Here is a 23,096-nt window from a genome sequence, read left to right on the forward strand (position 1 = left end):
GCCTTCGCGGGGATGACGGCAGCAAAGGGCAGTCAGGCGGTGCCGCGCCGATGCGCCCACGCGTACAGCGCCGGTAGCACCAGCAGCGTGAGCAGGGTCGACGACACGATGCCGCCGATCACCACCGTCGCCAGCGGACGCTGCACTTCCGAGCCTGCGCCGACGTTCAGCGCCATCGGCACGAAGCCCAGCGACGCCACGAGCGCGGTCATCAGCACCGGGCGCAGGCGGCCGAGCGCACCGTCGACGATGGCGTCGTGCAACGGCATCCCGGATTCGCGCAGGCGACGGATGAAGCTCACCAGCACCAGCCCGTTGAGCACCGCCACGCCCGAGAGCGCGATGAAGCCCACGCCGGCGGAAATCGACAGCGGAATGCCGCGCAGCGCGAGCGCGATCACGCCGCCGGTCAGCGCGAGCGGCACGCCGCTGAACACCAGCGCGGCATCCTTCGCCGAACCGAACGCCCAGAACAGCAGCGCCAGGATCACCACCAGCGTCACCGGCACCACCACGGCCAGTCGCTGGCTCGCCGAAATCAGCTGCTCGAACGTGCCGCCGTAACCGATCCAGTAACCCGGCGGCAGCGTCACGTCGCGTTGCACGCGCTGCTGGAGTTCGGCGACGAAGCCGCCGAGGTCGCGTTCGCGCACGTTCGCGGTGACGACGACGCGGCGCTTTCCGTCCTCCCGGTTGATCTGGTTCGGGCCGAGCACGGTCTCGATCCTCGCCACTTCGCGCAGGGGCACGGTGCGCGGCGCGCCGGCGGCCCAGGTCGCATCGCGGCTGGATTCGTCGGCGTTGCCGCTGTCGCGCAGCGGGATCGGCAGGTCGGCCAGTCGCGCAGGATCGGAACGCAGCGCTTCGGGCAGGCGCACGACGATGTCGAAACGGCGGTCGCCTTCGAACAGTTGCCCGGCCACTTCGCCGCCGATCGCCGTCGCAACGGTGTCCTGCACATCGCCCGGGTTGAGCCCGTAGCCGGCGAGCGCGCGGCGGTCGGGCGCGATCGACAGCAGCGGCAGTCCGGTGGCCTGTTCGCTCTTCACGTCGGCCGCGCCCGGCACCGTGGCGATCACGGTTTCGACCTCGCGCGCGACACGCACCAGCGTGTCGAGGTCGTCGCCGTACACCTTCACCGCGACGTCCGCGCGCACGCCGGAAATCAGCTCGTTCATGCGCATCTGGATAGGCTGGGTGAACTCGTAGTTGTTGCCGGGCAGGCGTTGCGCGACGGCTTCCATTTCCGCCAGCAGGCGCGCCTTCGGCTTGCGCGGGTCGGGCCACTCATCGCGCGGCTTCAGCATCACGTAGGTGTCGGTGACCGAAGGCGGCATCGGATCGTTGGCGATTTCCGCCGTGCCGATCTTGCTGAAGACGCGCTCGACTTCCGGCATCGCGCGGAAACTGCGCTCAAGCCGCGCCTGCATCGTCACCGCCTGGCTGAGGCTGGTGCCTGGAATGCGCAGCGCGTGCACGGTGACGTCGCCTTCGTCGAGGCCAGGAATGAACTCGGTGCCCAGCCGCGTTGCGAGCAGCGCGCAACCGGCGACCAGCACGCCTGCCGAGGCGATCATCACCGCGCGATGCGACAACGACCATGCCAGCGCGGGCCGATACGCACGCTGCGCCCATGCGATGACGCGGCTTTCCTTCTCCGCGACGCGGCCACGCAGGCACAGCGCGATCGCCGCCGGCACGAAGGTAAGCGACAGCAGCATCGCGCCGGTCAGCGCCAGCACGACGGTGATCGCCATCGGGTGGAACATCTTTCCCTCGATGCCGGTGAGGGCGAAGATCGGCAAATACACCGCGGTGATGATGCCCAGGCCAAACAGGCTCGGACGGATCACTTCGGCCGTCGCCGATGCGGTGAGGTCGTGGCGTTCCTCGTCGGTGAGCTCGCGCGCCAACGCGTGCTGCGCTTCGCCGAAGCGGCGCAGGCAGTTCTCCACGATGATCACCGCGCCGTCGACGATCAGGCCGAAGTCGAGCGCGCCCAGGCTCATCAGGTTGCCCGAGACGCCGCCGCGCACCATCCCGGTCGTCGTGAACAGCATCGACAGCGGGATCACCGCCGCGGTGATCAACGCCGCGCGCAGGTTGCCCAGCAGCAGGAACAGTACGACCACGACCAGCAGCGCGCCTTCGACGAGGTTCTTCGTCACCGTGGCGATGGTGCGGTCCACGAGTGCGGTGCGGTCGTAGACGGCGTGCGCCTTGACGCCCGCGGGCAGGCTCGCGTTCGCCGCCTGCACTTTGGCCGCTGCGGCCTGCGCGACATCGCGGCTGTTCGCGCCCACCAGCATGAAGACGGTGCCGAGCACGACTTCGCGGCCGTCCTGCATCGCGGCGCCGTTGCGGAGTTCCGGGCCTTCGTCGACCTGCGCGACGTCGCGCACGCGGATCGGCACGCCGTCTCGCCGGTCGAGCACGATGTCGCGGATCGCGTCGAGGTCGGCGACCTGGCCCGGCACGCGCACGAGGAACTGTTGGCCGTTGCGTTCGATGTAGCCGGCGCCGACGTTGCGGTTGTTCGCCGCCACCGCGGTCACGACGTCGCGCAGGCCGAAGCCCAGCGCGACCAGGCGCGCGGGATCGGGCGTGATGTGGATCTGCCGCGCGTAGCCGCCGATGGTGTTCACCTCGGTCACGCCCGGCGTGTTGCGCAACTGGGGGCGCACGACCCAGTCCTGCAGCGTGCGCAGGTCGGTGGAATTCCACGGCGTGCCGTCGGGTTTGCGCGCGGCGGGATCGGCTTCGACCGTGTACATGAAGATCTCGCCCAGCCCGGTCGAGATCGGCCCCAGTTCCGGCTCCAGGCCTTCGGGCAGCTGCGATTTCACCTGCTGCAGCCGCTCGGCCACCTGTTGCCGCGCGAAGAACAGGTCGGTGCCGTCCTTGAACACGACGGTGACCTGCGACAGCCCGTAGCGCGACAACGAGCGCGTGTAGTCGAGTTTCGGCAGCCCGGCCAGCGCGGTCTCGATGGGGAAAGTGACGCGCTGTTCGGCTTCCAGCGGCGAATAGCCCGGCGCCTGCGTGTTGATCTGCACCTGCACGTTGGTGATGTCGGGTGTCGCGTCGATGGGCAGGCGCTGGAAACTCCACACGCCCAGCGCGATCAACGCCGCGGTCAGCGCCATCATCAGCCAGCGATGGCGGATGGCGAAGCGGATGAGTCTTTCGAGCACGCCGGCGTCAGTGGTCATGGGACGCCCCCGACTTCTCGATGTCCGCCTTTACCAGATAGCTCTGTTCGACGACGACGTCGTCGCCTGCGCGCAGGCCCGACAGCACTTCGACCTGCGACGCGTCGCGGCGCCCTAGTTCGAGCGGCCGCACCTCGTAGGTGTCGCCGACGCGCACGAACACGACATCCCAGTCGCGGAAGCGCTGCAACGCCGACAGCGGCACCGCCATCGCGACCGGCTGCCGCGCGACGGTGACCTTCGCGCTCACCGCCGAGCCCGGGCGCCACAGCCCATCGGCGTTTTCGAGCGTCGCGCGCGCGACCGTGCTCTGGCTGGCGGTCGCCGTTCTGGGCAGGACGCGCTCCAGCGTCGTCTGCGCCTGCACGCCGTCGCTCATGCGCGTGACCGTGACCGGCACGCCTGCGCGCAGGTGCGTGGCGTCGGCGCCGAACACGTGCAGGTCGACCCACAACGTCGACAGGTCGGCGATCTCGAACAGCGGCGCGCCTTCGCCCGCGACCGCGCCGACCGCGGCGTTGCGCGACAGCACGACGCCGGAAATCGGCGCGGCGACGGTGTATTGCGACAGGCTCAGGTTGCTTTCGATGCTCGCGAGCGGCTGCCCGGCGCGCACGGCGTCGCCGACGTTGGCGCGCAGGGCGCGGATCGGACCTGGAAAGCGCGCCATCGCGCTGGCGACTCGGCCTTCGACGGGCGTCAACAGACCCTGCACCTCGTGTTCGTCGGCAATCACGCCCGCCCGGGCCTTCGCGACGCGGATGCCCGACTGCCGTGCGACGTCGGCGGCGATGACGGTGCGGCCCTCATGGCTCGGGAAATTCCAGCGCAAGGTGCGGCCGTCGATGCGCGCGGTGACGACGACGTCGAACGAATGCGGCTCGCCAACGACGCTCTCGGCCATCAGCCGGCCATCCTTTCGGGCGCGCAGTGCGTGCGTTTCGCGCACGTTGCCCAATCGTGTGAGGGCGACATCCACTTCGCCCGCCGTCGCAGGCAGCGGCTCGTCGTCGCGGTAGAGCCAGGCTTCGTACTTCGGCGGCGTGCCGTCTTCGGCGATGGCGAGTTCGACGGTGACGTCGTCCTGCCGCAGCAGGCGACCGCCGTGCCGGCCGCGCGCATCGGCGTCGGCGTGGGCGCCTTCTGCGGCGTGATCGTGGCCGGCGTCGGTCGTGCCGGAATTGCCGCATCCGGCCAGCGCCAGCGCGAGGAGTGCGATCGTCAGTCGGAGTTTCATGGCGTGGGTTCCTGTTCCGTGCGCGCGGTGGGCTGCACGAGGGCGTCCCCGGTCAGGCGCTGGATTTCGATGAGGGCGCGGTGGGCGTCGAGTGCGGTATCGAGCTGCTGACGCGCGAGGGCGGTGCGTTCGGATTGCAGCTGCGCCCATTCGAGGTAGCTGATCGCGCCGGCGCGGTAGGCGCGTTCGGCGGCGGCTTCAGCGCGCACGAGCGTGGGCAGCACGTCGTCACGAAGGCGCAGCACTTCCAGCTGCGCGACGCGATAGCGGCCGTGCGCGTCCACGAGCGTCGAGTAGAGCGAGATGCCGCGCGATTCCCGTTCGACTTCGAGCATCGCCAGTCCGGCTTCCGCGGCGCGGATCTGCGGCTGCGCGCGACGCGTACCGCCCAGCGGCATCGATGCACTGGCCACGAGCGCGGCGTCATCGGTGTCGTTGAACGCGCGCACGCCCAGCTGCCAGTCGATGTCGGCCTTCGCCTGCGAGCGGGCCAGCTGCAGGCGCGCTTCGCCGATGCGGCGCTCATTGGCGAAGCGCGCGAGTTCCGGCGTGCGTTCCAGCGTCGCGGCGAGCGCGTCGAAGTCGGCGATGGCGGGAAGCGCAAGCGGGTCGATATCGGTCGTCTCGAAGCGCGGCTCGCGTTCGCCCCACAACGCGGCGAGGTGCTGCCGCGCGGCGTCCATCGTCTGGGCGGCACGGCGCTGTTCGAGCTGCGCGCGCGCCAGCGCGGCCTGCGCGGTGAGCAGCACCGATTCCGGCGACGCACCGGCCTGGAAGCGATGGCGCGCAGCGGCGACGGTGCGCGTGCGCTGGGCGATGTCGGCGTCGGCGAGGTCGCGTCGATGCTTCGCGCCGACGACGTCGAGGTAACGGCGGGCTGTTTCGGCCAGAAGGTCGAGGCGCGCGGCTTCGCGCTCGGGCGCGAGTGCGTCGATGCGGCCCTGCGCGAGCGCACGGCGTGCGTCGCGCTTGCCGCCGCGTTCGAGCACCGACGCCAGGCTCAGGGTCAGCTCGGCGCCGTCGACGCCGCTGTAATCGCCGGTGCCGGGCGCGTTCTCGAGCTCGACGCCCGCGCGAAGGGCGGGGCGTTGCAGGGCTTCGTCGAGCTCGGCGGCGAGGATCTCGCCGCGCAGCGCGGGCAGACGAAGGTCGGGATGTGAAGCGGCGACGCGCGCGAACGCGTCGTCCAGGGTCAATCGGTCGCCGGCCCGCGCGGGCAACGCCGCAACGAGCACGACGACAAGCGCGGCGGAGGCCGCGAGTCGCGAAAACATGGGAACGCTCCGATGTGGGAATGACGGAACGCCGGCGGGAGGCCGGCAGGACGGTCAGACGGCGATCGGAGGACGGAACGGCGCCGGATGCGGCGTGGGCGCGAAGACGACGATCTGCGCGGGCAGCGGCGAATCCAGGTGGATCCACGGCAGCGCGAGGTCCAGCCGCGGCAGGACGGCGGCCTGCTGGCCGCAGCAATGGGTCAGGTGGAGATGGCTGTCGTCGTGCGGCTTCGGGTCGTCGCCGGTCGCAGGCGGGATCGATGCAGCCGCATGGCCCTCGGCGTGCGTGTGGCCGTCGCCCGCTACGGCGGCGTGTGCCAGGAGCTCGTGCATTTCTTCCGCGATCGCCATCGACGGCTTCAGCACGACGCCGCACAGCAGCAGGCCGAGCAGCATCAGCCGGAAAGCGTGGGCGAGGGCGGAAACGCGAAGCATCGGCGCAGGGTACGCGGCGGGCGCCGCGAAACACAATTGCGCATTGCCGCGAAGCCGTCACATGCGCTGCCTAGCCTGTGCCGGTTTTTCGCAGGGGAACGTGCAATGCGGTTCGCGGGTCTGGCGGGTGCGGGTTTGCTGATGCTGGCGCTGGCCGGATGCGAGGGCGCGCGGGCGCCCGCGGCGCAGGAGGCGTCGGCAGCGGTAACCGAAGCGCTGCCCGCGCCCGTGCTCGAACAGATGGAAACGCAGCCGCTGCGCGCGCGTGCCGAAGCCGCGCTTCGCGACCAGCGCCTGCACACGCCGGCCGGCGACAACGCCGTCGAGTACTACCTCGCCCTGCGCGAACGCGAACCCGAGCCGGGTGTCGCCGCCGCGCTGGGCGAATTGCAGCCGTACGTGCTGATCGCCACGGAGCAGGCGCTCGCGCAGCAGCAGCTGGACGAAGCGCGCCGCCTGGTCGGCCTGCTCGCGCGCATGGACACGCACGCGCCGGCGTTGCCGCGTCTCCGCGAATCGCTGCGCGTGGCGCAGGAACGCGCCGATCGCGAGGAAGGCGCGCGCATCGCCGATGCCGCGAAGCCTGCGCTGGCGAGACCGGTGCAGGCGACGCCGACCGCGCCGCCGCTTGCCCGGATGAGCGCGCCGGGTGCGTCCGTCACGCCCACGCCCGCGCCGGTGGCGACGATCGCGACGCCGCCGCCCGCACCGCCCGAGCCCGTGACGCCGAAGGAAGCCGCGCCGACCGCACCCGTCGCGCGCACCGAGCCGGCGCCGACTGCCTTGCCGCGCCTGCTCCAGGACGCCGCGCCGCGCTATCCGCTGGCCGCGCGCAATCGCCGCATCGAAGGCAGCGTGCAGATCGCCTTCACCATCCAGCCCGACGGCCGCGTCACCGACGCGCGCGCCGTGTCGGCGCAGCCGGAAGGCCTGTTCGAGCAGGCCGCGCTCGCCGCCGCCGCGCGCTGGCAGTTCGAAGCGACTTCGCGCCGCGTGACCACCACGCGCACCGTCACCTTCCGCCTGCCGCCGGATCCGAACACCTGATTGGCGCGCCACGGCGCAGCGGCGACAATGCGGGCATGAACACCACCGCCCCGCTGCTGGAAACCGTCGAATTCGAAACCGGCCCGTCGCCGACGTGGACCGTGCTCTGGCTGCACGGCCTGGGCGCCGACGGCCACGACTTCGCGCCGATCGTGCCCGAACTGGTGCGGCGCGACTGGCCGGCGCTGCGTTTCGTCTTCCCGCACGCGCCGGTGCGCCCGGTGACGATCAACAACGGCATGCGCATGCGCGCGTGGTACGACATCGTGCATTTCGATTTCGACGCGCTGCACACCGACGCCGCCCGCAATCGCGCCGACGAGGCCGGCGTCGCCGAATCGGTGGCGCAGGTCGAAGCGCTGATCGCGCGCGAGAACGAACGCGGCGTTCCGGCCGAACGCATCGTGCTGGTCGGCTTCTCGCAGGGCGGGGCGATCACGCTGTCGGCGGGGCTGCGCCGTCGCGTGCCGCTCGCCGGCCTGGCCGGATTGTCGACCTACCTGCCGGAGTCGCCCGCGCAGGCGGCCGCGGCGCTGCAGGCGGCGGCGACCTCGCAGCCGCTGTTCATGGCGCACGGGCAGTTCGACCCCGTGGTGCCGGCGGCGATCGGCTTGCGCAGTTCTCAAGCCATGAAGGCCATGGGCTTCGACCTGGAATGGCACGACTACCCGATGGCCCACCAGGTCTGCGCGGAGGAGATCCGCGACCTGGGCGACTGGCTGTCGCGCCGTTTTGCGGGTTGAGCGTCCCGACGATTGGTAAGCCGGCCCCGCCCGGGGCTATCCTCCCCCTGAACGGCTCTGCCGGCCTGGGGATGGACGCGCCGATGAGGGTAGTGATCGCCGATGACGAACCGCTGGCGCGCGAGCGCCTGCGTGGGCTGCTCGCCGAACAGCGTGGCGTGGAGGTCGTCGCCGAGGCGGCCGACGGCCAGAACGCGCTGCACGCCTGCGCCGAACACCGTCCCGACCTGGTGCTGCTGGACATCGCGATGCCGGGCATCGACGGGCTGGAAGCCGCGCGCCACCTCGCCGCATTCGACCCACGGCCGGCCGTGGTGTTCTGCACCGCGTACGACGCGCACGCGCTGTCGGCCTTCGAGGCGGAGGCCATCGATTACCTCGTCAAGCCCGTGCGCGCCGAACGCCTGGCCGCCGCGCTGGAGCGCGTGCGCACCTTCGCCGCCGGCCGCGAGAAGAACGGCGACGGCAATGGCGCCGGCCCCGTCGGACAGCGGCGCAGCCACCTGTGCGCGCGCCTGCGCGGCAGCCTGCGGCTGATCCCGATCGAGGACGTGCACTACCTGCACGCCGAGGAGAAGTACGTCGTCGTGCACCACGCGCGCGGCGAGGACCTGATCGAGGAATCGCTGAAGTCGCTGGAAGACGAATTCGGCGAGCGTTTCGTGCGCATCCACCGCAACTGCCTGGTCGCGCGGCATGAGATCGTCGAGCTGCGCCGCGCACCCGATGGCCACGTGCAGGCCGTGCTCCGCCATGGCAAGGCGCCGCTGGAAGTCAGCCGGCGCTGCGTGGCGGGGTTGAAGGAAACGCTCAAGCACCTCTGATCCATGGCAAAACGGCCGCGGCGCCTTTCCGCGATAATGTCGCGATGAAGACGCTGCGCATCGCCACCCGAAAGAGCCCGCTCGCCCTCTGGCAGAGCGAGCACGTCGCCGACCGCCTTCGCGCGACGCATCCCGGCCTGACGGTGGAACTGGTGCCGATGAGCACGCGCGGCGACGAGGTGCTCGACCGCTCGCTCGCGGCGATCGGCGGCAAGGGGTTGTTCCTGAAGGAACTGGAACTGGCGATGCTCCGCGGCGACGCCGACTGCGCCGTGCATTCGCTCAAGGACGTGCCGATGGAGCTGGAGCCGGGCTTCACGCTCCCGGCGATCCTCGCGCGCGCCGACTACGCCGACGCCTTCGTCAGCAACCGCTACGCCAACATCGCCGGACTTCCGCAAGGTGCGCGCGTCGGCACGTCGTCGCTGCGACGCCAGGCCCAGTTGCGCGCGCTGCGTCCGGACCTGCAACTCGCCGATCTGCGCGGCAACGTCAACACGCGGTTGGCGAAGCTCGATGCGGGCGAATACGACGCGATCGTCCTGGCCTGCGCGGGATTGCAGCGACTGGGTTTCGACGACCGCATCCGCGACCGCCTGCAGGCGCCGCAGTGGCTGCCCGCGCCGGCGCAGGGCGCGGTGGCCATCGAATGCCGCGACGACGACTTCGCCACGCGCGAGCTGTGCGCGCGCCTCGACGATGCCGCCGCGCGCACCTGCGCGGAAGCCGAGCGCGCGATGAACCGCACGCTGCACGGCAGCTGCCACGTGCCGGTGGCCGCGTTCGCGCAATTGGAGAACGGGCGACTGCACCTGTCGGGCCTGGTGGGTTCGGCGAGCGATGGTGCAATCGTCCGCGCCGAAGGCGAAGGCCAGGGCGATGCGCCCGAGGCGCTCGGAAAGGACGTCGCCGCACAACTGCTCGCACAGGGCGCGGGCGACCTCATCGCCGCTTCGCACTGAGGCGGCCCGCCGGCCCGGCAAGCGACCCCGCACGGCGGCCGCGGGCTCCCGTCGTGACGACGCCTCGACATCGCCGACACGGCCGCCTCACCGGGCGCGACCTAGCCTGTGCGCGGCCCTGATCGGGAGTCGGAAATGCTCCAGACCGCATCGATCCTCTTCGCGATAACCGCGCTCGGCGGCCTGCTCATGGCGGCGATCCGGTTCGCGACCAAACACAATCCGCCCGCATGGCTCGCGATGGGACACGGCCTGTTGGCCGCCTCCGGCCTCACACTGGTGATCTACGCGCTGTGCACGCAGGCGGTGGCCCCGACGGTGTTGTTCGCGCTCGTGCTCTTCCTGCTGGCCGCGGGCGGCGGGGCCATCATGAGCCTGGCGTACAAATGGCGGCAGCGACTGCTGCCGGCGTGGCTGGTGATCGCGCACGCGCTGATCGCCGCGATCGCGCTGGTGTTGCTGCTGCTTGCGGTCTTTGGAGGCAGTCCCGACCAGGTGGGCTGACCGCTCCTGTTAGAACTGCCGCTGCTAGAAGCGCCGACGCAGCTCAATGCTGCTTTCGGCCGTTTCCTTGCCGCCGCCGCTCTGCGTGTCGTGGCGGATCGCGAAGTCGCTTTCCAGCGTCCAGTTCGGCGCAAGGTTCACGTCGAAGCTCATCGACTGCTTCACGAATGCCTCGCCGCGCCCGCTTTCGAACTGCACCCGCTGCGTCCAGGTAGCGCGCTCGCCGACCTTCTGGCCCAGGTTGAGTTCGCCGCGAAGCACCGGGCCTGCCTGGTTGATGCCGTCGTCGTACAGCGGGGCGAGGCGGTAGCCGGCGCCGAGCGTCAGGCCGACCTGCGTCGGGCCGTCGCGCATCACCTGCATGCCGTAGCGCGCGCCGATGCGGAAGTCGTTGGAGTACGACGCCTTGCTATCGCGCGGCGTGGCTGGCGCGCTGAGCGACGTGTAGCTCTGGCTGCCAGGCAGGCGCAGCGTGCGGTGCCGCGCGTCGCCGTTGGACTCCACCGGCATGGGTGCCGCCATCGCGACCTGCCACTCCTCATCGCCGCAGCGCGTGGAAAAGCAGTACAGCCGCATCTGCGCCGGATCGCTCGCGATGGCCATCAGCGTCGGGTCGCCGGGGGTGACCGGCATCGGCAATGTCACGAAGGGGCCGCCGAGCAGGGCGAGCCCGAGCACACCGAGCATCGTCGTGAATGGGGAACGGGGAAGTGCCCATGTTGCCCATGGAAACGGTTACAGGCAAATCGGACGCGTCCGAAAATCCGTTTCCGTTCAGGGACTTCAGTAGTAAAGCGTGACCAGGTGCCGGGCCTGGGCGAAAAACAGCCAGCGTTCGACCAGCGTTCCGGCCAGCGCCAGAAGGGCCCCGAGGGTGAACACGGGGCCGGCCAGCGCGGGATTCGCCCACGCGAACCACGACGCCACCATCGGTACCACCGCGAACAGCACCAGCGCGATGAAGCGCAACGGTCGCGCATGCTTGCGCGCGAGCACGTAGCCCATTTCCTTGTTGATGTAGTTGGCCTGCGTGTTCGGGCGTTCGAACACGTCGACATCGCGTCCGGGCAGGCCGAGGGCTTCGCCACGCGTGGCGCCGAGCGGCTGGCGGTCGATGCGATGCCAGTACACGAGCTTGAGCACGCCGGCGACGATCGCCAGCGCGAAGGTCACCAGCAGGATCACGCCGAGCGCTTCGTCCGACAATGCGGCCCAGTTCACCAGCGCCATCAGCACCAGCCAGCCGGTGAGCACCGCGAAGACGAAGTACGCCGGCAGCACCAGCGGATGACGCCAGGCGGGAATGGGCTTCAACGAGGCGTAGATCATCGCGGTGCTGGCGATCGTGCACAGCGACAGCAGCACCATGATCGCGGCCAGCAACGGCATCGCGATCCACAGCGATTGCGGCAATGCCCCGGCGATGCCGAGCCCGAGCACGGCCAGCATCGCGACCACGACCAGCGCCGTCGCCACGGCGAACACGCCTTCGCGCGAGAGCCACGACGTACGCCACTGCGAGAAGGCGCGCCACGCGCGGCCGGGCTTGCCCAGGTGCAGCATCGAACTGAGCAGGCCGGCGGTGGTGAGCACGAGGCCGAGCACGAGCAGCACGCCCCACAGCAGGATGGTCGTGCCGTTGGCGGGCGCGCGGCCCTGCAACGCCGGCAGCAGGATCAGGCCACCGGCCCACAGCAACAGGCCGTAGCCCGCGCCGGAGAGCGTGGTGAAGGCGATGACGGAAAACGCAGGATGCATGCGAGAAGACTCAGCGGCTGAGTACGCGGTCGAGCCAGCGCAGCATCGGCGGCAGCGCGGCGGTGTCGAGGGTTTCGTCCTGCGGCGCGGCGGTGGTCGGCTCGCCCGTGCGGCGCGGACGCGGCGGCAGGTATTTGTTTACGGGCTGGTAGCCCAGCTGCGGCAGCAGGTCGACGCCGCCGCGTTCGGCCACGAGTTTCGACACCTTCGATTCCGGATCGCCGAGGTCGCCGAAGTGCCGCGCGCGTGTCGGGCAGGCCTGCACGCAGGCCGGCTGGCGTTCGGACTCGGCGAGGTTCTCGTTGTAGATGCGGTCGACGCACAGCGTGCATTTCTTCATCACGCCTTCGACTTCGCTGTACTCGCGCGCGCCGTACGGGCAGGCCCACGAGCACAGCTTGCAGCCGATGCACTTGTCCTCGTCGACCAGCACGATGCCGTCTTCAGCGCGCTTGTAGCTGGCGCCGGTCGGGCACACGGTCACGCACGCGGGCGTTTCGCAATGCAGGCACGAACGCGGGAAATGCAGCGTCTGCGCGGGCTGTGGTGTGGGGCTCGATGCGCAACCCTGCGTAGCCGCGACCTCGTAGCTGTGCACGCGGTTGAACCACACGCCCGACGGATCCTTGCCGTACGGTTTCTCGTCGGTGAGCGGCGCGGCGAAACCGCCGGCGTTCCATTCCTTGCAGCTCACCGCGCAGGCATGGCAGCCCACGCAGGTGTCCAGGTCGATGACGAGCCCGAGTTTCTTCGTCGACGGCGGCGGCAGGTCGGTCATCGGAATCTTCAGCGTTTGCGGGAACTGATCAGCCAGACGCCGATCGCGAACAGGGCGATGCCGAAGGTCACGCTCGGCAGCATGCCGATCAGCACCGGCACGATCGACGTGCCCGTTTCAGCCGGCGCGATCGGATCGAACACGCCGAAGCTGATGAGGATCATCACCGCGAAGCCGAGCACGATGCACAGCCAGCCGGCGAGGAGTCGGATGGATTTCATGACGAGGTTCCTTCGCGCTTCGCACGGAATTGCGCGCCGTAACGCAGCGGCGCGTCGTCCGCTTCGCCCATCGCCAGCGGCGCGAACTGCGGCGAGCTTTCCCTCACCGCGCCGTCCTTCGGCGCAGAGCGCGTGATGCGCACGCGCAGGTCAAACCACGCCGCCTGCCCGGTGACGGGGTCGGCATTGGCGTAATCGCCGCGCGGCGTGATATCGGAAATCAGGTGGTTGAGCAGGAAACCTTGGCGCCCTTCCGGCGCGTCCTTGCCGAGCTTCCACGCGCCGCGGCGCTTGCCGATGGCGTTCCACGTCCACACGGTGTCCGGCTGTACGTTCGCGGCGAATTTCGCCTGCACCGTGATCGTGCCGTGGTGCGAGGTGACCTCGATCCAGTCTTCATCGCGAATGCCGTGACGTGCCGCGGTGTCCGGATGCAGGTACAGCCAGTTGCGCGTCGCGATCTGCCGCAGCCACGCATTCTGCGAACCCCACGCGTGGTACATGAACATCGGACGCTGCGTGACGGCGCTGAGGGGGAAGGGATGGTCTCCCTCCCCTGCGCGCAGGGGAGGGTTGGGGAGGGGTGAAGTCCCACCGGCAAGCTCCCCGCCGGAGTCGCCCTCACCCCATCCCTCTCCCGCGGACGGGAGAGGGGGAGTGATGGCCGTGCGGGTTCGGCTTTCGGATTCCTCGTGCCGGGCGGCGCGGGCAGCGCGTTCGACCTGAGCCCCTTCCAGGGGCTCATACCAGAGCGGAATTGGATCGAAGTACGTCGCCACGCGCTCGCGGTGTTCGTCCGGCGGCTGTACCGCGCCGTGGCCCTGCGCGGCGAGGCGGAATTTCTGGATCGTTTCCGAGTAGAGCTGCAGCACGATCGGGTCGGCGTGGCCCAGGAAGCCCATCTTCTGCGCCCAGTCGAGATAGCCGCGGTTGGCCATCTTGAAATAGCGCGCGTCCTCGGGAACTTCGCTTCGCCAGAAGCCGCCGTTGTCGATGTAGCGCTGCAGCTGCTGCGGATTGGGCTGCCCCTTCGCCTCGACTTCCCCATGCGCACCGCGCCAGCCGGCGAGCAGGCCGACGCCCGGCGCGCGTTCATGGCGGACGATGTAATCGGCGTAGTCGCGGTACTTCGGCGAGCCGTCCTCGTTCGTGAGGCCGGGCAGGCCGATGCGCGCGCCCAGGTCGATCAGCACCGACTGGAAGCCGCGAACGTCACGGCCTTCGCGCTGTTTCGCCGAGTCGAGCACCGGATGGCGAATGGCGTCCGCCGCGCCGTCGGCGTCCGAAATCGGCCGGTCGAGCAGGCTGATCGCGTCGAAGCGTTCCAGGTACGTCGTATCGGGCAGGACGAGGTCGGCGTAGGCGACCATTTCGGAGGCGTACGCATCGGCATAGATGATGCGCGGAATGCGGTACTCGCCATCGTCGCGTTTGTCGGTGAGCCACGCGATGGTCTGCGCGGTGTTCATCGACGAATTCCAGCTCATGTTCGCCATGAACATCATGAGCGTGTCGATGGGGTAGGGATCGCCCGCCCACGCGTTGCGGATGACGGTGTGCATCATCCCGTGCGCCGACAGCGGATACGCCCACGAGAACGCGTGGTCGATGCGGCGTGGCGCGCCAGCCTCGTCGACGACGAGGTCTTCGGGCCCGTGCACGAATCCAAGCGGGGCGGCGTCGAGCACGCCGTTGGCCTGGCGCGCCTTGCCGGGGCGATTGGGCGGCGGCAGCGGCTTGGGGAACGGCGGCTGGTAGCGGAACGAACCCGGCGCATCCACCGCGCCGAGCAGCATCTGCAGCACATGCAACGCGCGGCACGTGTGGAAGCCGTTGCTGTGCGCGCTGATGCCGCGCATCGCATGCATCGACACCGGGCGACCCTGCATCGAATCGTGTTCGCGACCCCACGCATCGGTCCACGCGATGGGCAACTTGAACGCGCGATCGAACGCGGCTTCGGCCAGTTCGCGCGCGATGCGGCGGATCGTGTCGGCCGGAATGCCGCAACGCTCGCTCACCGCATCGGGCGAGTACTGCGGATCGAGGTAACGCTGCGCGACCAGATGGAACGCCGGCACCGCGCGACGACCGTCACGCAGCGTGTATTCGCCGACCACGCGCGGCGCGATGCCGGTATCGTTGGCGCGCGCAAAGCGATGCGAGTCGATCGCGCACAGCGGATGCCCTTCCAGGTCGCGTGCGAACAGGCCGTCTTCCGCGCCGCCCGGATCGTCGACGACCAGCCAGTGCGCGTTGGTGTAGCGCACCAGGTAATCCAGGTCGATGCGATCGGCGTTGAGCAGCTCGTGGATCAGCGCGAAGGCGAACAGGCCGTCGGTGCCGGGGCGGATGCCGATCCATTCGTCCGCGATCGCGCCATAACCGGAGCGCACCGGGTTGACCGCGACGATCTTCGCGCCGCGCGCCTTGAGCTTGCCCAGCCCGAGCTTGATCGGATTGGAGTCGTGGTCTTCGGCCACGCCCCACAGCATCAGGTACTGCGTGTGGTCCCAGTCTGGTTCGCCGAACTCCCAGAAGCTGCCGCCGACGGTATAGAGCCCCGCGGCGGCCATGTTCACCGAGCAGAAACCGCCGTGCGCGGCGTAGTTCACCGTGCCGAACTGCTGCGCCCACCAGCCGGTGAGCGCCTGCGACTGGTCGCGACCGGTGAAGAAGGCCAGTTTGTCGGGATTGCGTTCGCGGATCGGCTTCAGCCAGGACGCGGCAATGTCCAACGCCTCATCCCATTCGATCTCGCGGAATTCGCCCGAACCGCGCTCGCCCACGCGCAGCAACGGCTTGTCCAGCCGCGCCGGCGAGTAGTGCTGCATGATCCCGGCCGAACCCTTGGCGCACAGCACGCCCTGGTTCACCGGGTGGTCCGGATTGCCCTGGATGTAGCGGATCTGCCCGTCCTTGAGCCACACCTTGATGCCGCAACGGCACGCGCACATGTAGCAGGTGGTGGTCTTCACCTCGTCGCCGATGCTGGGCGAGGTGTCGATGGCGGGCTCGGGCTGGCGCATCCGGTCATTGTGCCTGCGCGCGGCACGGGACGACACAGCCCGTGTTCCCACTGCGCTGCAGGTATTGCACGGCGTGGCGGTGTTTTGCGCGTGCGTTCGCCGATGTTCCCGCCTGCGATGCCGCGCGGCGCGTCCCTCACGCGGCGTGCAAACGTGACCGCAGTATCGTAGTCGCCCGGTTCAGCGGGCCCGACGCACCCTTGCCGCTGGCGGCCGCCATGGCGCGGTGCGATCCTTTCCCTCCGCTTCCTCGACCGCGACCCATGGAACGCATCGAACGCATCCACGCCCTCCACCGCATCCTCAGCGCCGCGCGCTATCCGGTCACGGTGCAGCGGCTCCAGGAGGACCTGGAATGCTCGCGGGCCACGGTCTACCGCGACCTGGCGTACCTGCGCGATTACCTGATGGCGCCGGTGGTGGGCAACGGCGAGGCGGGATTCCGCTACGACCACAGCGAAGGCGAGCGCTTCGAACTGCCCGGCCTGTGGCTCAGTTCCGAGGAACTGCATTCGCTGCTCGCCGCGCAACAGCTGCTGGTCCGCAGCGGTGGTGGCGTGCTGTCCAATGCGCTGGCGCCGTTGCAGCACCGCATCGAGAAGCTGCTGGACGAACACGCCGGCGGGCGTCGCGTGCCGGTCGAGCGCGTGCGCGTGATCCCGCACCGCACGCGCCGTCTCGACGAGACCGCGTTCCGGACCGTCGCCACCGCGGTGCTCGATCGCAAGCAGCTCAGTTTCGAATACCGCGCGCGCTCCACCGACGAGCAGACGCGCCGAACGGTATCGCCGCAACGTCTGACGCATTACCGCGAGAACTGGTACCTCGACGCCTGGGACCACAACCGCGAGGCGCTGCGCAGCTTCGCGGTGGACCGCATCAGCGCGGCGAAGCTGTCGGAGACGGCCGCGCGCGACGTGCCCGACGAGGAACTCGACAAGCACCTGGCCTCGAGCTACGGCATTTTTTCCGGCACGCCCAAGGGTTGGGCGACCATCCTCTTCACGCCCAAGGCCGCGCGCTGGGTGGCCGACGAGCACTGGCATTCGCAGCAGCAGGGGCGCTTCCTGCCCGATGGCCGTTACGAGTTGAAGGTTCCCTACAGCGCCGGCCGCGAACTGCTGATGGACGTCATGCATTACGGCAGCGACGCGGAAATCGTCGAGCCGCCGGTGCTGCGCGAGCAGGCGCGCGCCTTGCTGCAGCTGGCGCTCAGCAATTACGAAAGGTGAGCCAGGCCGCTCTCCCGCCGTGATAAGGGTTGGGGTGCGGGTCGGGGCGGGCGACCGCGCTCGTACTTGCGTGGATTTCCGCAGTTCGTATTCAAGACCGTGTGCAGCGAAGCAACGGGGTATCGGCGTTGCCACTCCGTTGCCCCTCACCCCAACCCCTCTCCCGTGGGGAGAGGGGCTGGAACGCCGTCGCAGCCCCTGAGATGCCCCGCCCGCAGGCTGGCTCCATTCCAACGGAGACCGAGCCATGCAGACCCGTCCCGACATCCATTCCGGCCTCGACGTCCTGATGCGCCATGCCGTCGCGATAGGAGTCGCGATCGTCGCGCTGCTGCCGGCCGCGCGCGGTTTCAGCCCGACCTTCGGCTGGATGCCGCTGTGGCTGGTCGCGATGCCGCTGTGCGCGTGGTGGGCGCTGCACCGCTTCCGCATGCCGGCACGCGAGGCCGAAACCGCCGCGCCTGTCCGCATGCGCCGCCGCGCCGGGGCGCAGGCGCGTCGCCGTCGCGTGTCGATGCCGCGCAGCCGCCACTCGCAGGCCGCCTGAGCGGGACGCCTGCTCCGGCACAGCCGCGCGACGTCCGGCGACGGCGGCGGCCTTCGCGCGCTGTGCTAGCGTTCCGGGTCCATTCCATGCACCCGGAGCGCCGATGTCGAAGCTGTCGATCGCCTGCCAGACCCTGATGTTGTCCACGGGCCTGGCGGCCGCGACCCTGGCCGGCGCCGCACCCAAGGAGTCCCCCGCCGTGTCCGCCGATCCCTACGCCTGGCTCGAAGACGTCACCGCCGAGCGTTCCCTCGACTGGGTCCGGGCGCACAACGCGCAGGCCGAATCCGAACTGGCCACCTCGCCGCAGTTCAAGCAGCTGGAGTCCGACATCCGCGCCATCCTCGATTCCGACGCCAAGATTCCCGGCGTCGAGAAGATCGGCGACTACTACTACAACTTCTGGAAGGACAAGCAGCACGAGCGCGGCCTGTGGCGCCGGACGACGCTGGAGGAGTACCGCAAGGCGTCGCCGAAGTGGGAAACCGTCATCGACCTCGACGCGCTGAACAAGGCCGAAGGCGAGAACTGGGTGTGGCATGGGGTGGATTGCCTGCGTCCGGATTATTCGCGCTGCCTGATCGCGCTGTCGCGCGGCGGTGCCGACGCCGACGTCACGCGCGAATTCGACCTGTCGACGAAGACTTGGGTGAAGGACGGCTTCTTCCGCGACGAGGCCAAGGGCGCGCTCGGCTGGATCGATCGCGACACGGTGTATGTCTACACGGATTTCGGTCCCGCTCCGAATGGCGCGTCGTCGATGACCAGCTCCGGCTACCCGCGCATCGTCAAGGAATGGAAGCGCGGCACGCCGATCGGGCAGGCCCGCGTGGTGTACGAGGGCAAGCCGAACGACATGTACATCGCGGCGCTGCGCGACCACACGCCGGGCTTCGAGCGCGATTTCGTCAGCCGCACGCTCGCGTTCTACAACGACGAGCTGTACCTGCGCGATGGGTCGGGTGCCCTGAAGAAGATCGACGCCCCCAACTCCGCCAGCAAGTCCGTGCACCGCGAGTGGCTGCTGCTCGAACTTCGCGAACCGTACGAGGCCGGCGGCAAGACGTGGCCGGCCGGCAGCCTGATCGCCACGAACTTCGACGCCTTCATGGCCGGCAAGCGCGAGTTCACCGCGCTGTTCACGCCGACCGAGCGCACGTCGCTGGCGGGCTACACCTGGACGAAGTCGCACCTGGTGCTCAACGTGCTGGACGACGTGAAGAACCGCCTGGGCGTGCTCACGCCGGCGGCGGGCGAGTGGACGCGCACCGACTTCACCGGCGCGCCGACGTTCGGCACGCTCGGCGTGTCGGCGGTCGATGCCGACGAAAGCGATGCCGTCTGGCTCACCGCCACCGATTACCTGACCCCGACGACGCTGGCGCTGGCGCAGATCGGCAGCAAGCCCGAAGTGCTCAAGACGATGCCGGTGTTCTTCGATGCGTCGAAGGACGTGATCGAGCAGCACTTCGCGACGTCGAAGGACGGCACGCGCGTGCCGTATTTCCTCGTGCGCCCGAAGGATCTGAAGCTCGACGGCACCGCGCCGACGCTGCTGTACGGCTACGGCGGTTTCGAGATCTCGCTGACGCCGGCGTATTCGGGCAGCGTCGGCAAGGGCTGGCTCGAGAAGGGCGGCGTGTACGCGGTCGCCAACATCCGCGGCGGCGGCGAGTACGGCCCCCGCTGGCACCAGGCCGCGCTGAAGGCCAATCGCCACAAGGCCTACGAGGACTTCGCCGCGGTCGCGCAGGACCTCATCGCGCGCAAGGTGACCTCGACGAAGCACCTGGGCATCCAGGGCGGCAGCAACGGCGGCCTGCTCACCGGCAACATGCTTACGCAGTATCCGGAGCTGTTCGGCGCGGTGGTCGTGCAGGTGCCGCTGCTGGACATGAAGCGCTACAGCCATCTGCTGGCCGGTGCGTCGTGGATGGCCGAGTACGGCGATCCGGACACGGCCGACTGGGATTTCATCCGCACCTTTTCGCCGTACCACCTGTTCGATGCGAAGAAGACCTATCCGCCGACGCTGTTCATGACCTCCACGCGCGACGACCGCGTGCACCCCGGCCACGCCCGCAAGATGGCGGCGAAGATGCTCGACGCCGGCAAGGACGTGCGCTACTACGAGAACATCGAGGGCGGCCACGGCGGTTCGGCCAACAACGCGCAGGCCGCGCACATGAGCGCGCTCGCCTTCACGTTCCTGTGGAATGAACTAGGCGGCAAGTAACGCTTTCTCCCTCCCCTGCGAGCAGGGGAGGGGCTGGAAATCGAGCCGTTGTCCAACGCACAACCGGACCCCATCCATGAATCCGACCCACCTCCTGCTTTCGGCCCTCCTGATGAGCACGACCGCCCCGACCCTCGCCGCCACCGCCACGCCGCCCGACGCGGCGAAGAAGCCGCACGTCGTGAAGGCGCCGCATGGCGCGCAACGCAACGACGAGTATTACTGGCTGCGCGACGACAAGCGCAAGAACGCCGACATGCTGGCGTACCTCAACGCCGAGAACGCCTACGCCGACGCGGTGATGGCGCCGCTGAAGCCGCTGGAAAACAAGCTGTACGAGGAGATCGTCGGCCGCATCAAGCAGGACGACAGCTCCGTGCCGTACCGCGAGCGCGGCCACTGGTACTACAGCCGCTTCGAGACCGGGCAGGACTACCCCATCTACGCTCGCCGCGCCGGTTCCATGGACGCCGCCGAGCAGGTGCTGCTCGACGTCAACAAGATGGCCGCCGGCAAGGACTACTTCAGCGTCGGCGACTGGGAAGTGAGCCAGGACAACAAGATCCTCGCCTGGGCCGAGGACGCGGTCGGCCGTCGCCAGTACGTCATCCGCTTCAAGAACCTGGAAACCGGCGAGGTCTACCCCGACCAGATCACCGGCGTCTCGCCGAACCTCGTCTGGGCCGACGACAACAAAACCCTGTTCTACGTCGAGAACGATCCGGAAACCCTGCTCACCGTGCGCGTGAAGAAACACGTGCTCGGCACGCCCGCGTCGAAGGACGTGCTGGTGTACGAGGAGAAGGACGACAGCTTCTACATGGGCATCGATCGCTCGCGCGACGACAAGTTCATCTGCATCGGCGTGGAAAGCACGGTGTCGAGCGAGATGCGCTGCGCGCCGGCGGCCAATCCGGAGAAGTTCACCGTGCTCGCGCCGCGCGAACGCGACGTCGAATACCAGGCCGACCACCTCGGCGATCGCTGGGTGATCCGCACCAACGAAGGCGGCGCGGCGAACTTCAAGCTGATGACCGCGCCGTCGGACGCGACCTCGCGCAAGCAGTGGAAGGAGTGGGTGCCGCACCGCGACGACGTGTTCATCGAAGGCTTCGAGCTGTTCGACGGGTTCACCACGATCGCCGAGCGCTCCGACGCGCTGGAGCGCCTGCGCGTGCTCAAGAACGACGGCACCGAGGAGTACGTGAAGGCCGACGAGCCGGCGTATTCGATGGGACTGTCGGTCAACTCCGAGCACGATACGCCGTGGCTGCGCTACAGCTACACCTCGTTGACCACGCCGGGCACGACGTATGGGGTCAACGTGCTCACCGGCGAGCGCAAGTTGCTCAAGCGCGAACCGGTCATCGGCTACGACCCGGAGAAATACGTCACCGAGCGCGTGTGGGCGACCGCGCGAGACGGCGTGAAAGTGCCGGTCTCGCTGGTCTACAAAAAGGGCTTCCAGAAGGACGGCAAGGCCGCGATGCTGCAGTACGCCTACGGCAGCTACGGCAGCTCGACCGATCCGCGCTTCAACGGCCCGGTGGTGAGCCTGCTCGATCGCGGCATGGTTTACGCGATCGCGCACATCCGCGGCGGCCAGGAGATGGGCCGCAAGTGGTACGACGACGGCAAGCTCTTCCACAAGAAGAACACCTTCACTGATTTCATCGACGTCACCGACGACCTGGTGAAGCAGGGCTTTGCTGCGAAGGATCGCGTCGCCGCGTACGGCGGCAGCGCCGGCGGCCTGCTGATGGGCGCGATCTCCAACATGGCGCCCGACCGGTACCGCGTGATCCTGTCGCAGGTGCCGTTCGTGGACGTGGTCACGACAATGCTCGATCCGACCATCCCGCTTACGACCAACGAATACGACGAGTGGGGCAACCCGGAAAAGAAGGAGTACTACGACTACATGCTGTCGTACTCGCCGTACGACAACCTGAGCAAGCAGGCGTATCCGGCGATGTTCGTCGGCACCGGCCTGTGGGACTCGCAAGTGCAGTACTGGGAACCGGCCAAGTACGTCGCGCGCCTGCGCGACCTGGACCAGGGCAAGGCGCCGGTCGTGTTCCGCACGAACATGGACGCCGGCCACGGCGGCAAGTCGGGCCGCTTCCGCCGCTACCGCGAGCTGTCGGAGATGTACGCCTTCATGCTCGACCAGCTCGGCGTGCCCGCCACGCCGGCGGCGACGGCGTCGAAGTAGGTTCCAAGGCGCCGAGCGCTTGAGCCCCTCTCCCTCCGGGAGAGGGGTTGGGGTGAGGGTCGGAGCACGATGGCGACGGCACTCGCGATGCCCGACTTCCTATGATTCACCCGTGACCACATCCTCCGACTCCCCGCCACCCCGCAAGGTCCGCTTCCGCTGGGCCTGGTGGCTGCTCGCGTACGCCAGTCTCGCGCTCGGCATCATCGGGATCGTGGTGCCGGGGCTTCCCACCGTTCCCTTCGTGCTGCTGTCGGCGTTCGCGGCCGCGCGCGGCTCGCAGAAGCTGCACGACCGCCTGCTGGCGGACCCTCGATTCGGCCCGATGATCCGCGACTGGCAGGCGCACGGTGCGGTCTCGCGCCGCGCCAAGCGCCTTGCGGTAACGATGATGGCCGCCTGCGCGGCGATCATGTTCCTCACCGCGCCGCGCTGGTGGATGGCCGCGACCGGCACCGCGATCATGACCCTCGTCGCGATCTGGCTATGGCGCCGCCCGGAACCGCCGTCGCCGCCGGGCGCCTGACGTCCCATCCCGGGCCACGCGGGCTACACTTCGGGCATGAATCCCGTCCGACTTTCCGCCGCTGCCGTTTCCTTTCTTGCCCTGCCGCTGCTCCTGTCGGCTTGCGGCAACAAGGGCCCGTTGATCCTGCCGCCGAAGACCGTGCCGCAGGTCGTCATGCCGTCCGACGCGCCGCCGGCGCAGGACGCGCAGCAGATCGGCGATCCCAGCGATTCGCTCGACCAGGCGCCCAAGGCCGGCGACAGCAACGCCGAGACGGACCTGAACGACGAGGGCGACAGCGATCCCCCGGAAAACACCGACATCCCGTAAC

At 69.1% G+C, this 23,096-nt stretch carries 20 protein-coding genes; 11 read left to right on the forward strand and 9 right to left on the reverse strand.

What is annotated here, in order from left to right:
- Positions 1-32 precede the first annotated feature (32 nt).
- Genes ABIE51_RS02925 through ABIE51_RS02940 form a run of 4 tightly spaced genes read right to left on the reverse strand, consistent with a single transcriptional unit; the run spans position 33 to position 6,161 of the window.
- The gene (locus ABIE51_RS02925; protein WP_192632587.1) at positions 33-3,194 is read right to left on the reverse strand and encodes an efflux RND transporter permease subunit; all 3,162 of its coding nucleotides are present in this window, start codon (positions 3,192-3,194) and stop codon (positions 33-35) included.
- 7 nt (positions 3,195-3,201) lie between these two features.
- Positions 3,202-4,449, reverse strand: coding sequence for an efflux RND transporter periplasmic adaptor subunit (locus tag ABIE51_RS02930; protein ID WP_192632169.1), 1,248 nt, complete (start codon positions 4,447-4,449; stop codon positions 3,202-3,204).
- Entirely contained in the window at positions 4,446-5,723 is a 1,278-nt protein-coding gene (locus tag ABIE51_RS02935; RefSeq protein WP_192632170.1) for a TolC family protein, read from the reverse strand. The genes ABIE51_RS02930 and ABIE51_RS02935 overlap by 4 nt, the downstream gene beginning before the upstream one ends.
- A gap of 54 nt (positions 5,724-5,777) precedes the next feature.
- Positions 5,778-6,161 carry a hypothetical protein gene (locus tag ABIE51_RS02940; RefSeq protein ID WP_192632171.1) on the reverse strand — a complete coding sequence of 128 codons (384 nt, stop codon included), beginning with the start codon at positions 6,159-6,161 and terminating at the stop codon, positions 5,778-5,780.
- Positions 6,162-6,266: 105 nt separating this feature from the next.
- Between ABIE51_RS02940 and ABIE51_RS02945 the strand changes: the two genes are divergently transcribed.
- The 5 genes from ABIE51_RS02945 (at position 6,267) to ABIE51_RS02965 (ending at position 10,241) form a co-directional block, all read left to right on the forward strand.
- Positions 6,267-7,208: an energy transducer TonB gene (locus tag ABIE51_RS02945; RefSeq protein ID WP_192632172.1), complete on the forward strand. Its 942-nt coding sequence runs from the start codon at positions 6,267-6,269 to the stop codon at positions 7,206-7,208.
- 35 nt (positions 7,209-7,243) lie between these two features.
- Entirely contained in the window at positions 7,244-7,951 is a 708-nt protein-coding gene (locus tag ABIE51_RS02950) for an alpha/beta hydrolase (RefSeq protein ID WP_192632173.1), read from the forward strand.
- Between the two features lie 83 nt (positions 7,952-8,034).
- Positions 8,035-8,775, forward strand: a complete 741-nt coding sequence (locus tag ABIE51_RS02955; protein WP_115841478.1) for a LytR/AlgR family response regulator transcription factor — start codon at positions 8,035-8,037, stop codon at positions 8,773-8,775.
- Between the two features lie 44 nt (positions 8,776-8,819).
- Entirely contained in the window at positions 8,820-9,737 is a 918-nt protein-coding gene (gene hemC / locus ABIE51_RS02960; RefSeq protein ID WP_192632174.1) for a hydroxymethylbilane synthase, read from the forward strand.
- Positions 9,738-9,872: 135 nt separating this feature from the next.
- A complete protein-coding gene (locus ABIE51_RS02965; protein WP_192632175.1) occupies positions 9,873-10,241 on the forward strand; it encodes a hypothetical protein in 369 nt (122 codons plus the stop codon).
- Between the two features lie 24 nt (positions 10,242-10,265).
- Here ABIE51_RS02965 and ABIE51_RS02970 read toward each other — a convergent pair whose 3' ends face one another.
- The 5 genes from ABIE51_RS02970 to ABIE51_RS02990 form a co-directional block, all read right to left on the reverse strand.
- A complete protein-coding gene (locus ABIE51_RS02970) occupies positions 10,266-10,919 on the reverse strand; it encodes a DUF481 domain-containing protein (protein WP_192632176.1) in 654 nt (217 codons plus the stop codon).
- 105 nt (positions 10,920-11,024) lie between these two features.
- Complete coding sequence (locus ABIE51_RS02975) at positions 11,025-11,999, reverse strand: dimethyl sulfoxide reductase anchor subunit family protein (protein ID WP_192632177.1); 975 nt, start codon at positions 11,997-11,999, stop codon at positions 11,025-11,027.
- A gap of 10 nt (positions 12,000-12,009) precedes the next feature.
- The gene (locus ABIE51_RS02980; protein WP_192632178.1) at positions 12,010-12,777 is read right to left on the reverse strand and encodes a 4Fe-4S dicluster domain-containing protein; all 768 of its coding nucleotides are present in this window, start codon (positions 12,775-12,777) and stop codon (positions 12,010-12,012) included.
- Between the two features lie 8 nt (positions 12,778-12,785).
- Positions 12,786-12,998 carry a hypothetical protein gene (locus ABIE51_RS02985; protein ID WP_115841143.1) on the reverse strand — a complete coding sequence of 71 codons (213 nt, stop codon included), beginning with the start codon at positions 12,996-12,998 and terminating at the stop codon, positions 12,786-12,788.
- Positions 12,995-16,027: a molybdopterin oxidoreductase family protein gene (locus ABIE51_RS02990; RefSeq protein ID WP_354503392.1), complete on the reverse strand. Its 3,033-nt coding sequence runs from the start codon at positions 16,025-16,027 to the stop codon at positions 12,995-12,997. Before ABIE51_RS02990 ends, ABIE51_RS02985 begins: the two co-directional genes overlap by 4 nt.
- Positions 16,028-16,290: 263 nt before the next feature.
- On the opposite strand from ABIE51_RS02990, the gene ABIE51_RS02995 reads away from it, so the two are divergent.
- From ABIE51_RS02995 to lptM, 6 genes are all read left to right on the forward strand, one after another.
- The gene (locus tag ABIE51_RS02995; RefSeq protein WP_115841145.1) at positions 16,291-17,259 is read left to right on the forward strand and encodes a helix-turn-helix transcriptional regulator; all 969 of its coding nucleotides are present in this window, start codon (positions 16,291-16,293) and stop codon (positions 17,257-17,259) included.
- A gap of 247 nt (positions 17,260-17,506) precedes the next feature.
- Positions 17,507-17,806, forward strand: a complete 300-nt coding sequence (locus ABIE51_RS03000; RefSeq protein ID WP_354503395.1) for a hypothetical protein — start codon at positions 17,507-17,509, stop codon at positions 17,804-17,806.
- A gap of 103 nt (positions 17,807-17,909) precedes the next feature.
- Positions 17,910-20,042, forward strand: coding sequence for a prolyl oligopeptidase family serine peptidase (locus ABIE51_RS03005; RefSeq protein WP_192632179.1), 2,133 nt, complete (start codon positions 17,910-17,912; stop codon positions 20,040-20,042).
- Between the two features lie 76 nt (positions 20,043-20,118).
- Complete coding sequence (locus ABIE51_RS03010; RefSeq protein WP_354503398.1) at positions 20,119-22,257, forward strand: S9 family peptidase; 2,139 nt, start codon at positions 20,119-20,121, stop codon at positions 22,255-22,257.
- 112 nt (positions 22,258-22,369) lie between these two features.
- Positions 22,370-22,783, forward strand: a complete 414-nt coding sequence (locus ABIE51_RS03015) for a YbaN family protein (protein WP_192632180.1) — start codon at positions 22,370-22,372, stop codon at positions 22,781-22,783.
- 36 nt (positions 22,784-22,819) lie between these two features.
- Positions 22,820-23,095: an LPS translocon maturation chaperone LptM gene (gene lptM / locus ABIE51_RS03020; RefSeq protein WP_192632181.1), complete on the forward strand. Its 276-nt coding sequence runs from the start codon at positions 22,820-22,822 to the stop codon at positions 23,093-23,095.
- The last annotated feature ends 1 nt before the right edge of the window (position 23,096 follow it).

Origin of the sequence: Lysobacter sp. OAE881 (assembly GCF_040546665.1) — a bacterium.
Classification (GTDB): Bacteria; Pseudomonadota; Gammaproteobacteria; order Xanthomonadales; family Xanthomonadaceae; genus Lysobacter_J; species Lysobacter_J soli.